The sequence below is a fragment of the Variovorax sp. PDC80 genome (genome assembly GCF_900115375.1).
Classification (GTDB): domain Bacteria; phylum Pseudomonadota; class Gammaproteobacteria; order Burkholderiales; family Burkholderiaceae_C; genus Variovorax.
Window position 1 is genome coordinate 621,540 of record NZ_FOWG01000003.1, and the last position, 12,049, is coordinate 633,588.

Genomic DNA, 12,049 nt, shown 5'->3' on the forward strand with positions numbered 1-12,049 from the left:
GCTCCGAATAATCGCGCCAGTCAACCAGGGTACTTTCGAGTAACCCCCGGTTCTCAAGGCGCCACGCGGCCTCCGCGCGGCATCGGTCCCTGGTCGTCGCCGCAGGAGTCGAATGTCTACCGAGCTGGTCGAATCGCCTTGGCAAAGCCGCGGAGAGCGGCAGCAGGACCGCCATGCCAAGAAGGACGCGGTGCTGCTGGCGGCGGCGCGGCTGTTCACGACCAAGGGCTTCCAGGGCACCTCGCTCGACGACATCGCGCGCAGCCTGCGCGTGACCAAGCCCACCGTCTACCACTACGTCGAGAACAAGGAACAGATCCTGTTCGAGTGCGTGCAGCGCGGGCTCGAGGCGCTGCGCGCGGGCATCCTCGAGGCGGCACGGCGCGGGCTGCCGCCGCGCGAGCGGCTGCGCGTGGCGATGGAGAACTACGCGGGCATCGTGACCAGCGACTTCGGCCTGTGCGTGATCCGCGTCGGCGAGGATCCGCTGGCCGAGCCGCGGCGGCGCGAGCTGCGCGCGCTCAAGGGCGAGATCGACACCGAGTTCCGCGCGCTGATCGAGGCCGGCATGGCCGAGGGCTGGATCGCGCGCGGCGACGCGGCGATGGCCTCGTACACGGTGGTCGGCGCGCTCAGCGGCATCGGCCGCTGGTACCGGCCCGACAGCCATCCGGCGCGCAGCCTGCAGGATGCCGTGCGGCACTGCATCGAGATGCTCATGCACGGCGTGCTCAGCGCCCCGACGGAGCTGCGGCCCTCGCAAAGCTCCGCGTCCTCGTGGTCCCAGTGGGGAGATTCCATGCCCAAGATGCGACGTGAAGTGCACTTCAACGAGCGCGTGGTGCGCTGCTTCGCCGAGCGGCCCGCCAACGTGGCCCAGATGCTGGCCGACGCGGTGCGGCTCTCGCCCGAGGGCGAGGCGCTGGTCTGCGACACGCTGCGCCTGAGCTGGCGCGAGCTGCACCATGCCACCACCAAGTGCGCGGGCGGCCTCGCGCAGCGCGGCGTGCAGCCGGGCGACCGGGTGGCGCTCTACCTCTCGAACGGGCCCGAGTTCGCGATCGCGGTGTTCGCCTGCGCCTGGCTCGGCGCGGTGGCGATGCCGGTGAGCGCGCGGGCGCGCACGGCCGAGCTCGAGTTCTCGCTGGCCGACGCCGAGGCGGTGGCCATCGTCTGCTCGCAGGAGCTGCAGGCGCTGGTGCCCTCGCCCGAGGCGCTGCCGCTGCTGCGCCTGCGCTTCGGCACCGGCGCCGCGCAGCCGGGCTTCGAATCCTTCACCGCGCTGATGCAGGCCGAGCCGCTGGCCAGCGCGCACGCGGCCGCCGAGGAAGACCTCGCGGTGCTGCTCTACACCTCGGGCACCACCGGCAAGCCCAAGGGCGCGATGCTCACGCACCTGAACATCGCGCACTCGGTGATGCACTTCGTGCACGCGATGAGCCTGGGCGAATCGGACCGCAGCATCGTGGCGGTGCCGCTGAGCCACGTCACCGGGCTGGTGGCGCAGCTCTACACCATGCTGCATGCGCGCGGCTGCGCGGTGCTGATGACGCAGTTCAAGGCGGCCGAGTTCGCGCGGCTGGCGGCGGCCGAGCGCATCACGCACACGATCATGGTGCCGGCCATGTACAACCTGTGCCTGCTGCTGCCGGACCTGCAGGCGCACGACCTCTCGGCCTGGCGCATCGGTGCCTACGGCGGCGCCTCGATGCCCACCGCCACCATCGAGGGCATCGCGGCGCGACTGCCGGGCCTCACCCTGATGAACGCCTACGGCGCCACCGAGACCTGCTCGCCCGCGACCATCATGCCGCCCGGCATGACGGCCGAGCACCGCGACAGCGTGGGCCTGGCCGTGCCCTGCGGCGAGATCTGCGTGGTCGACGAGAACGGCAACGAGGTGGCGCGCGGCGAGGTCGGCGAGATCTGGATCGCGGGCCCGATGGTGGTGCCCGGCTACTGGCGCAACCCGCAGGCCACGGCCAGCGAGTTCCGCGGCGGCTACTGGCGCTCGGGCGACATCGGCAGCATGGACGCCGACGGCTACGTGCGCATCCTCGACCGCAAGAAGGACGTGATCAACCGCGGCGGCTACAAGATCTTCTGCGCCACGGTCGAGAACACGCTGATGGAGCATCCGCAGATCGTGGAGGCGGCGCTGGTGGGCGTGCCCTGCGCGGTGCTCGGCGAGCGCGTGCATGCCTTCGTCTGCGTGAGCGAGCTCGACGAGCGCACCCAGGCCGCGGCCCTGCAGGCCTTCTGCGCCGAGCGGCTGTCGGACTACGCGGTGCCCGAGACCTGGACCATCGGCACCGAGGCGCTGCCGCGCAACCTCAACGGCAAGGTCATGAAGCGCGAGCTGCGCCAGTCGCTGCACGCGGCCCTGAGCTGAAACGAGGCGCCCCACCATGACGACGAAGAAATTCAAGGCCACGCAGCAAGGCATCGTGTCCGCGCTGTTCGCGCTGCTGTTCGCGGGCTTCGCGGCGTTCCTGCCGGGCTTCGCGCAGATCGACAACCTGCTCACGCTGGTGCAGAACGTGGCCTTCCTCGGCATCCTGGGGCTGGGCATGGCGGTGGTGGTGATCGGCCGCGGCATCGACATCTCGATGATCGCCGCGCTGGCCGTGCCCTCGGGCCTGCTGCTGCAGCTGGTGCAGAACGGCCATCCGCTCGGCTCGGCCTTCCTGATCGCGCTGGGCCTGGCGCTGGCCTTCGGGCTGGTCAACGGCTGGCTGATCGCCTATGCCGAGGTGCCGTCGCTGTTCACCACGCTGGCCTCGGGGCTCTTTCTCGCGGGGCTGGGGCAGGCCTATTTCTTCCAGCTCGAGGTGGTGCAGTGGCCGGCCGCGCTCGACCCCGCGGCCTGGCTGGGCCGCGGCACCCTGGCCGGCGTGCCGACGCCGGTCGTGATGTTCGGCGTGGCGGCCGCGGCCATGGCCTTCTTCCTGCGCCGCATGCGCGCGGGCGCCTTCGTCTACGCGATCGGCGACAACCCCTTCGCCGCGCGCGCCACCGGCCTGCCGACGCGGCCGATGGTGCTGCTGCAGTACGTGCTGGCAGCGCTGATCGGGCTGTTCGCGGGCGTGGTGATGGCGGCCTCGGTCAGCAGCATGCCGACGCGGATCTTCAACTCCACCATGATCTACGACGTGGTGCTGGTGGTGGTGCTCGGCGGCATCGGCCTGTCGGGCGGCCGCGGCGGCGTGTTCAACGTCGTGATCGGCACGCTGCTGATCGGCACCATGCTCAACGGCATGACGATCATGGACCTCTCCTATTCCGTGCAGAACATCGTCAAGGGCGTGGTGCTGCTGGCCGCGATCCTGATCGACTCCATGCTCAACCCGCGCAACGAAGAGACCGCGCAACAGGGCGACATCTGATCCCGGGGTCCGCGAGCGGACCCACCTGTTTTCCGAAGCCGGGCGCCAGGCGATTTTGGCGTCATCCGAGACCACCGAAAAAGGAGACATGCAATGCACTTCGTTCGCACACTCGCCGCGTCCGCCAGGCTCGCGGGCATCGCGCTGGCACTGGTTGCCGTATCGCAGCACGCGGCCGCCCAGGGCAAGGGCCTCGACGAGCCCTTCCGCGACGGCTACAAGAAGTCGCTGGCCGGCAAGACCGTGGGCTACATCCCGGTGGCCATGGGCTTCGACCTCGCGCAGGGCTGGTACAACGGCCTCAAGAAGGAGCTCGAGCCCGCCGGCATGAAGGTGGTGGCGCGCGATCCCAACTGGAACACCAACGCCGGCGCGCAGGCCTTCACCGCGCTGATGGCCGAGAAGCCCGCGGTGATCGTGATCCACAACCCCGACGTGCAGACCTACGCCAAGCTGATCAAGAAGGCCGAGGAGGACGGCATCTACGTGGTGCAGATCAACATGCGCTCGGTGCAGCCCTCGACCGTGTTCGTGGGCGCCGACTGGGTCGACGTGGGCGAGCGCAATGCCGAGGCGGTGGTGCAGGCCTGCAAGGGCAAGTCGAACAAGATCGCCATCGTGCAGGGCGCGCCGACCGCGGCCACCAGCGCCTACACGCTCAAGGGCGTGGAGAACGTGCTGGCGAAGAACCCGCAGATCAAGGTGGTGTCGAACCAGGCCGCCGACTGGGACGCGGCCAAGGCCAAGGGCCTGACGCAGACGGTGCTCAAGCAGAACCCCGACCTGTGCGGCATCGTCGGCTTCTGGGACGGCATGGACATCGGCACCGCGGCCGCCATCAAGGAAGCGGGCCTGACCGGCAAGGTCTATCTCGCGACCTCGGGCGGCGGCGAGCAGAAAGGCGCCTGCGACCAGGTCAAGTCGGGCGCCTTCGACCTCGACGTGAGCTACGACGTGCCGACGCAGGCCGCCAACATGGCCGCCATGATCAAGTGGCTGGTGCAGGGCGGCATGAAGCCCGGCGCGGCCAAGCAGAACATCTACACCACGCTGATCCCGATCACGAAGGAGAACGCGGGTGCCGACGGCACCTGCTGGAAGCTCACCGCCGCCAAGTGACGCCGACGCCGGAGCCGCACCGATGAACGAAACGCTCACCCGCCTGCGCTACCGCTGGTGGCCCGACCACTGGGTCGGCGAGATCCTGTCCAAGCGCTGGACCGAGACCGCGATCCCGGTGCTGCTGCTGGTGGCGGTGCTGCTGGCCTCGGGCCAGCTGATCGGCAACTTCTGGTCGCCGGTGGTGCTGGCCGACACGCTGCGGCAGGCCGGCGAGATCGGCTTCATCGTGCTCGGCCTGGCGCTGGTGATGATCGTGGGCGGCATCGACCTGTCGGTGGGTTCCATCTTCGCGCTCACCAACTTCTGCGCGCTGATGTGCATGCACGTGCTGAAGTGGCCGATGGGCGCGTCGGTGCTGGCCACGCTGGCCGTCGGCGCGCTGCTGGGCGCGGTCAACGGCGTGCTGATTGGCTACCTGCGGCTGCGCGCCTTCCTCACCACGCTCATCACGCTGATCATCTTCCGCTCGTTCTACGAGATCCTGAGCCTGCAGTACTCGACCGCGATCGCGGGCTCGCTGCCCGACTCGCCGGCCTGGGACTTCCTGGGCAACGGCACCTTGCTGGGCCTGCCGACGGTGGCCTGGGCCTATGCGGCGGTGGCGATCGCGGGCCATGTGCTGCTCACGCGCCTGCGCGCGGGCTGGCACATCATGGCCATCGGCGGCTCGCGCCGCTCGGCCTACAACAGCGGCATCGCGGTGCGGCGCACCGTGGCGCTGTGCTACGTGGCCTCGGGCACGCTGTGCGGCGCGGCCGGCTGCTTCTTCGCCTCGCGGCTGGCCACGGCCGGTGCCGACATCGGCGTGGGCATGGAGGTGCTGGTGCTCACGGCCGCGGTGCTCGGCGGCATCAGCCTGGGCGGCGGGCGCGGCTCGGTCGCCAAGGCGCTGGTCGGCACGCTGCTGGTGCTGCTGATCACCAACGGCCTGACCTCGATGTCGGCGCCCGGCGGCGTGATCCGCATGGTGCTGGCCGCGATCCTGGTGCTGGCGGCCGTGATCGACGTGCGCTGGCTCAAGAACCGCCAGCGCATCATCAGCAAGGTCTACGTGAGCCCGACCTACTTCGCGCTGCCGCCGGCACCGGCCAGCAGCGGCGACGGCGCGGGCGTCTACGCGGTCAACAACAAGCTGCGCGACGTCACGCTGATCGGCCTGGGCCGCATCGAGTCGCCCGAGGACGTGATCCTCGACCGCGACGACAACCTCTATGCCGGCTCGCGCCATGGAGACGTGATCCGCTTCCTCGCGCCCGACTACGAGCGCATGGAGGTCTATGCCCACATCGGCGGCCAGCCGCTGGGCCTGGCCTTCGACCGCGAGGACAACCTGCACGTGTGCGTGGGCGGCATGGGCCTGTACCGCGTCACGCCCGATCGCAAGGTCGAGCGCGTGACCGACGAGACCAACCGCAGCTGGACCTCGATCAACGACGACAGCCGGCTGCGGCTGGCCGACGACCTCGACATCGCCGACGACGGCCGCATCTTCTTCAGCGAGGCCACGGTGCGCTACGAGATGCACGAATGGCCGGTCGACGGGCTGGAGGCGCGCGGCAACGGGCGCATCGTCTGCTTCGATCCGCGCGACGGCTCGACGCGCACCGTGCTGCGCGGGCTGCGCTTCCCGAACGGCATCGCGATCGCGAGCGACGGCCAGTCGATCCTGTTCGCCGAGACCTGGGGCTGCTGCATCAAGCGCTACTGGTTCGACGGGCCGAAGGCCGGCCAGGTGCAGATGGTGATCGACAACCTGCCCGGCTATCCCGACAACATCAACCTCGCTTCCGACGGCCACTACTGGCTCGCGCTGGTGGGCATGCGCTGCCCGGCCTACGACCTCGCGATGCGCATGCCGGGATTTCGCCGCCGCATGGCCACGCGCGTGCCGGTGGACGAATGGCTGTTCCCCAACATCAACACCGGCTGCGTGCTCAAGTTCAGCGAGGCCGGCGAGATCCTCGAGACGCTGTGGGACCTGGGCGGCGAGAACCACCCGATGATCACCTCGATGCGCGAACACCGCGGCCACCTCTACCTGGGCGGCATCTCGAACAACCGCATCGGCCGCTACAAGCTCGAGGGCGCCGACCCCGACTTCGTGCAGTACGAACGGCGCTGGAGGACAGCCTGATGCTCGACACCTTTCGCGGTTTCACCGACCGCCTGCTCGGACGCGGCAGCGCCGCCATCACCGTGCCGGTGATGGACGGCGTGCTCAAGCCCAACCGCGCGCTCGACAACGCCGAGGTGGTGGCCGAGCTCGCCGACATCGACGACCTCGCGGTGGCCGACGGCGTGCTGTGGATCGCGGCCGGACCCGCGCTGTACCGGCTCGACGGTGGCGTGCCCGTCGAGGTGCGGCGCTTCGAGCGCCCGATCACCGCGCTGGCCGCGGCGCCCGGCGGACGGCTCGCGCTGGCGCTCGGCGGCACGCAGCTGCTGCTGCTCGCGCCCGACGGCGCCACCGCCCACACGCTCGCGGAAGCCGGCGGCCGCGCGCTGCGCTGCGTCAATGCGCTGGCCTGGGACGAGGCCGGCCGGCGCTGGCTCTTCACCGAGGGCTCGGCCGAGCATGCACCCGAACGCTGGTGCCACGACCTGATGGCGCACGGCGCGAGCGGCCGCGTCTGCGCCTGGGCGCCGGGCGGCGGTGCCGCGCAGCAGCTCGCGGCCGGGCTGCGCCATGCCTTCGGCGTGCTGCCGCAGGCCGGCGGCACGGTGCTGGTCAGCGAGAGCTGGGCGCATCGCGTGCTCGCGCTGGGGCCGAACGGCCCCGCGCCGCGCGTGGCCGACCTGCCCGGCTATCCCTCGCGCATGGCTGCGGCGGCCGGCGGCGGCTTCTGGCTCAGCTGCTTCGTCTGCCGCACGCAGCTGGTGGAATTCGTGCTGCGCGAGGAGGCCTACCGCCGCCGCATGGTGGCCGAGATCGATCCGCGCTACTGGATCGCGCCGGCGCTCTCGTCGGGCCACAGCTTCCTCGAGCCGCTGCAGGGCGCGGGCGTCAAGCAGATGGGCGTGCTCAAGCCCTGGGCGCCGCCGCGCTCCTACGGGCTGGTGGTGCGCGTGAATGCGCAGGGCCAGGTCGTGTCTTCGCTGCACAGCCAGGTCGACGGCCGGCACCACGGCATCACCGCGGTGGCCGAGCATGGGGGCGCGCTGTTCGCGGCCTCGAAGGGCGGCGGCCGGCTGCTGCGGGTGCGCATGACCGCCGAGGAACAGGGAGCCGCGCGATGAATGCCCGCGATACCACCGCCGACACCGTGGCCGCCGAGCCGGGCGCGCCGAGCATGCCTGCCACGGTCGAGACCATGCTCGAGCTGCGCCAGGCCACCAAGAAATACGCGGGCGTGCCCGCCATCGAGGCCGTCGACTTCACGCTGCGCCGCGGCGAGATCCATGCGCTGCTCGGCGAGAACGGCGCCGGCAAGTCGACGCTGACCAAGGTGATGGCCGGCGTGGTGCCGCTGAGCGCGGGCCAGATGCTGGTGGAAGGCCGGCCGGTGCAGCTGCGCACGCCGCTGGAGGCGCGCCACGAGGGCATCGCGATGGTGTTCCAGGAAACCAGCCTGGTGCCGACGATGACGGTGGCGCAGAACCTGTTCCTGGGCCAGGAGTCCTTCTTCAACCGGCTGCGCGGCGTCTACATCTCGGCGCAGCAGTTCCTGCAGTCGCTCAATTTCGACGTCGACCCGACCGCCACCGTGGGCATGCTCGGCGCGGCCAAGAAGCAGATGGTGGAGATCGCGCGCGCGGTGCTGCACAAGGCGCGCATCATCATCTTCGACGAGCCCACGGCCAGCCTCACGCCCGAGGAGAAGAAGTACTTCTTCGATCTGGTGTTCGACCTCAAGGCGCGCGGCGTGTCGGTGATCTTCATCTCGCACGCGCTCGAGGAGGCGCTGCTGCTGGCCGACCGCATCACGGTGCTGCGCGACGGCCGCCACGTGGTGACCGACGACAAGGCCAACTTCGACCGCGAGCGCATCGTGCAGGCGATGGTGGGGCGCGATCTCTCGCAGACGCTCTACGGGCAGAAGAAGACCCACGTGCGGCCGCAGGGCGAATGCCTGCTGTCGGTGCGCAACCTGCGCATGGCGGCGATGGTCAAGAACAACTCGCTGTCGGTGTTCGCGGGCCAGATCACGGGCGTGTTCGGCCTGGTGGGCGCGGGCCGCACCGAGACCTTCAAGGTGGTGGCCGGGCTGATCAAGCGCGACTTCTTCCATGGCGGCGAGATCCTGCTGCGCGGCAGGCCGGTGCGCTACCGCGTGGCGCGCCAGGCGGTGCGCGACGGCATCGCCTACATCACCGAGGACCGCAAGTTCGAGGGCTTCTTCGAGACCATGTCGATCGCGCAGAACATCTACATGGGGCTGCAGGGCAAGCTGGCCGGCGCGCGCGGGCTGGTGTCGGGCGCGAAGGCGCGTTCGGTGGGCGAACACTGGAGCCGGCTGCTCAATGTGCGCGCGATCGGCAAGGACGTGAAGGTGATCGAGCTGTCGGGCGGCAACCAGCAGAAGGTGGTGATCGCCAAGTCGCTGGTGCAGGAACCCGACATCGTGATCTTCGACGAGCCCACGCGCGGGGTCGACGTGGGCGCCATCGCCGAGATCCACGCCGAGATCAACCGGCTGGCCGATGCCGGCAAGGCGGTGGTGGTGATTTCTTCCTACCTGCCCGAGGTGATGGCGCTGTCGGACCGCATCCTCGTGGCCAAGCAGGGCAAGGTGGTGACGGAGTTCTCGGCCACCGAGGCGACGCAGGAGGCGATCATGTACGCGGCCATCCACTGACCGCGCCGATCGCCGCGTTGCGGCGCTTCAGTTCTTCTCGTCTTCCGCCGGCCAGTCGCGGATGTAGGCCTTGAGCATCTTGTTCTCGAAGTTCTGCGCGTCGACCACGGCCTTGGCCACGTCGTAGAAGCTGATCACGCCCATCAGCATGCGCCGGTCCATCACCGGCATGTAGCGGGCATGGCGCTCGAGCATGATGCGGCGGATCTCGTCGAGGTCGGTTTCGAGGGTGCAGGTGACGGGGGCGTCGTCCATGGCCTTGCGCACCAGCGTGCCGCCGACCTGGCCGCCGTTGGCGACGATGGCCACGATCACTTCCCGGAAGGTCAGCATGCCGACCAGGTCGCCATGCTCCATGACGACGAGGGAACCGATGTCTTTGTCCGCCATCGTCTTGACTGCTTCGGCCAGCAGATCGTCTGGCGTGATGGTGAAGAGCGTGTTGCCCTTGACGCGAAGGATGTCGGTGACTTTCATCGTGTGCTCCTCTCGGACTCTGTCTTTCCTGGCGGCCTGCCTTTTTTGAATATAGCCCACAATCGGCGCCGACCTCCACGGCCCGGTTTAGCGCTGTCACGCAGCGGACTTCACGGGCCCCTAGCGCCGCTTCAGAAAGGACTCCATGCCCGGCTATTCCGACCCCGGTTTCGATACCCTCGCGCTGCACGCGGGCGCCTCGCCCGACCCCACGACCGGCGCGCGCGCGGTGCCGATCCACCTGACCACCTCCTTCGTCTTCGAGTCGAGCGACCACGCGGCCGCCCTGTTCAACCTCGAGCGCTCGGGCCACGTCTATTCGCGCATCAGCAACCCGACCAACGCGGTGCTCGAGCAGCGGGTGTCGGCGCTCGAGGGCGGCATCGGCGCGATCACCACCGCCAGCGGCCAGGCGGCGCTGCACCTTTCCATCGCCACGCTGATGGGCGCGGGCTCGCACATCGTGGCCAGCACCGCGCTGTACGGCGGCTCGCAGAACCTGCTGTACTACACGATGCGCCGCTTCGGCATCGAGACCACCTTCGTCAAGCCCGGCGACCTCGACGGCTGGCGCGCCGCCGTGCGGCCCGAGACCAAACTGTTCTTCGGCGAGACCGTGGGCAACCCGGGCCTCGACGTGCTCGACATCCCGGCCGTGGCCGAGATCGCGCACGAGGCCGGCGTGCCGCTGCTGGTGGATTCCACCCTGACCTCGCCCTACCTGATCAAGCCGCTGGACTTCGGCGCCGACCTGGTCTACCACTCGGCCACCAAGTTCCTCTCGGGCCACGGCACGGTGATCGGCGGCGTGGTGGTCGACGGCGGCAGCTTCGACTGGGAGAAATCGGGCAAATTCGCCGAGCTGACTCAGGCCTACGACGGCTTCCACAACATGGTGTTCAGCGAGGAGAGCACGGTCGGCGCCTTCCTGCTGCGCGCGCGCCGCGAGGGCCTGCGCGACTTCGGCGCCGCGATGAGCCCGCACACCGCCTGGCTGATCCTGCAGGGCATCGAGACCCTGCCGCTGCGCATGGAGCGCCACATCGACAACACGCAGAAGATCGTCGAGTTCCTCGCCACTCATCCCTTCGTCTCGCGCGTGGGCCATCCGCTGATCGAGTCGCATCCGAGCCATGCCCTGGCGCAGAAGCTGCTGCGCCACGGCGCGCGCGGCGCGGGCGCCGTGTTCAGCTTCGACATCAAGGGCAGCCGCGCCCAGGGCAAGGCCTTCATCGAATCGCTCAAGCTCTTCAGCCACCTGGCCAACGTGGGCGACTGCCGCAGCCTGGTGATCCACCCGGCCAGCACCACCCACTTCCGCATGACCGACGAGGCGCTCGCGGGCGCGGGCATCTCGCAGGGCACGATCCGGCTGTCGATAGGCCTCGAGGATCCGGCCGACCTGATCGACGACCTGAAGCGCGCGCTGAAGGCAGCCGAGAAAGCGGGGGCCTGACACCATGCACTACACCGTCAACGGCCACGCCACCTACTGCTACACCGGCGGCAAGCCCTTCGATGCCGCCAAGCCCACCGTGGTCTTCGTCCACGGCGTGCTCAACGACCACAGCGTCTGGATCCTGCAGAGCCGCTGGTTCGCCAACCACGGCTGGAACGTGCTCGCGGTCGACCTGCCGGGCCACTGCAAGAGCGAGGGCCCGCCGCCGGCCAGCGTCGAGGAGGCCGCGCAGTTCGTGCTCGCGCTGCTCGACGCGGCGGGCGTGCGGAAGGCGGCGCTGATCGGCCACAGCTTCGGCTCGCTGATCGCACTGGAGGCCGCCTCGCGCGCGCCCGAGCGCGTGACGCACCTGGCGATGGTCGGCAGCGCCTACCCGATGGTGGTGTCGCCGGCGCTGCTCGAGAGTTCGCTCAACGACCCGCAGCGCGCGATCGCGATGGTCAACACCTTCTCGCATGCGCTGCTGGCGCCGCCGCCGTCGGCGCTCGGCCCGGGCACCTGGCTCTACGGCAGCTCGCGCGCGCTGATGCGCCGCGTGCTCGCGAGCAACCGCGAGGTCAACGTGTTCCACGTCGGCTTCAAGGCCTGCAACGACTACGCGGGCGGCGAGGCGGCGATGGAGAAGCTGCAGTGCCCGGTGCTGTTCCTGCTCGGCGACGCCGACCAGATGACGCCGCCGCGCGCCGTGAAGGCGCTGGCCGCCAAGGCACGCGACGGGCGGACGGTGACGGTGCATGCGGGCCACGCGCTGATGAGCGAGGCGCCCGACGCGGTGCTGTTCGCGCTGCGCGATTTCGTCTCGCGCTGAA

At 69.7% G+C, this 12,049-nt stretch carries 9 protein-coding genes; 8 read left to right on the forward strand and 1 reads right to left on the reverse strand.

Going from position 1 to position 12,049, the window contains the following annotated elements; translation table 11 throughout:
* Window positions 1–112: 112 nt before the first annotated feature.
* The 6 genes from BM109_RS12750 to BM109_RS12775 all read left to right on the forward strand — a co-directional run bounded on the left by BM109_RS12750 (window position 113) and on the right by BM109_RS12775 (window position 9,304).
* Window positions 113–2,392 (forward strand): AMP-binding protein, encoded by a 2,280-nt coding sequence (locus BM109_RS12750; protein WP_093343229.1) that lies wholly within the window; start codon window positions 113–115, stop codon window positions 2,390–2,392.
* Between the two features lie 16 nt (window positions 2,393–2,408).
* Window positions 2,409–3,386: an ABC transporter permease gene (locus tag BM109_RS12755; protein WP_093343231.1), complete on the forward strand. Its 978-nt coding sequence runs from the start codon at window positions 2,409–2,411 to the stop codon at window positions 3,384–3,386.
* A gap of 93 nt (window positions 3,387–3,479) precedes the next feature.
* A complete protein-coding gene (locus tag BM109_RS12760; protein ID WP_093343233.1) occupies window positions 3,480–4,505 on the forward strand; it encodes a sugar ABC transporter substrate-binding protein in 1,026 nt (341 codons plus the stop codon).
* A 22-nt stretch (window positions 4,506–4,527) separates the two neighbouring features.
* Entirely contained in the window at window positions 4,528–6,642 is a 2,115-nt protein-coding gene (locus tag BM109_RS12765; protein ID WP_093343235.1) for an ABC transporter permease, read from the forward strand.
* Entirely contained in the window at window positions 6,642–7,745 is a 1,104-nt protein-coding gene (locus tag BM109_RS41190; protein WP_093343236.1) for an SMP-30/gluconolactonase/LRE family protein, read from the forward strand. Before BM109_RS12765 ends, BM109_RS41190 begins: the two co-directional genes overlap by 1 nt.
* The gene (locus tag BM109_RS12775; RefSeq protein WP_256222529.1) at window positions 7,742–9,304 is read left to right on the forward strand and encodes a sugar ABC transporter ATP-binding protein; all 1,563 of its coding nucleotides are present in this window, start codon (window positions 7,742–7,744) and stop codon (window positions 9,302–9,304) included. Before BM109_RS41190 ends, BM109_RS12775 begins: the two co-directional genes overlap by 4 nt.
* Before the next feature lie 27 nt (window positions 9,305–9,331).
* Here BM109_RS12775 and BM109_RS12780 read toward each other — a convergent pair whose 3' ends face one another.
* On the reverse strand, window positions 9,332–9,781 hold the full coding sequence (locus tag BM109_RS12780; protein WP_093343237.1) for a CBS domain-containing protein: 450 nt from the start codon (window positions 9,779–9,781) through the stop codon (window positions 9,332–9,334).
* Window positions 9,782–9,926: 145 nt separating this feature from the next.
* Between BM109_RS12780 and BM109_RS12785 the strand changes: the two genes are divergently transcribed.
* Together BM109_RS12785 and BM109_RS12790 are read left to right on the forward strand one after the other, a co-directional pair.
* Window positions 9,927–11,237, forward strand: a complete 1,311-nt coding sequence (locus BM109_RS12785) for an O-acetylhomoserine aminocarboxypropyltransferase (protein WP_093343238.1) — start codon at window positions 9,927–9,929, stop codon at window positions 11,235–11,237.
* A gap of 4 nt (window positions 11,238–11,241) precedes the next feature.
* On the forward strand, window positions 11,242–12,048 hold the full coding sequence (locus tag BM109_RS12790; protein WP_093343239.1) for an alpha/beta fold hydrolase: 807 nt from the start codon (window positions 11,242–11,244) through the stop codon (window positions 12,046–12,048).
* Window position 12,049 lies beyond the last annotated feature (1 nt).

Bases quoted from the DNA above. Each gene is read 5' to 3' on its own strand.
- BM109_RS12750 (WP_093343229.1), top strand. From the start codon at position 113: ATGTCTACCGAGCTGGTCGAATCGCCTTGGCAAAGCCGCGGAGAGCGG.
- BM109_RS12755 (WP_093343231.1), top strand. From the start codon at position 2,409: ATGACGACGAAGAAATTCAAGGCCACGCAGCAAGGCATCGTGTCCGCG.
- BM109_RS12760 (WP_093343233.1), top strand. From the start codon at position 3,480: ATGCACTTCGTTCGCACACTCGCCGCGTCCGCCAGGCTCGCGGGCATC.
- BM109_RS12765 (WP_093343235.1), top strand. From the start codon at position 4,528: ATGAACGAAACGCTCACCCGCCTGCGCTACCGCTGGTGGCCCGACCAC.
- BM109_RS41190 (WP_093343236.1), top strand. From the start codon at position 6,642: ATGCTCGACACCTTTCGCGGTTTCACCGACCGCCTGCTCGGACGCGGC.
- BM109_RS12775 (WP_256222529.1), top strand. From the start codon at position 7,742: ATGAATGCCCGCGATACCACCGCCGACACCGTGGCCGCCGAGCCGGGC.
- BM109_RS12780 (WP_093343237.1), bottom strand. From the start codon at position 9,781: ATGAAAGTCACCGACATCCTTCGCGTCAAGGGCAACACGCTCTTCACC.
- BM109_RS12785 (WP_093343238.1), top strand. From the start codon at position 9,927: ATGCCCGGCTATTCCGACCCCGGTTTCGATACCCTCGCGCTGCACGCG.
- BM109_RS12790 (WP_093343239.1), top strand. From the start codon at position 11,242: ATGCACTACACCGTCAACGGCCACGCCACCTACTGCTACACCGGCGGC.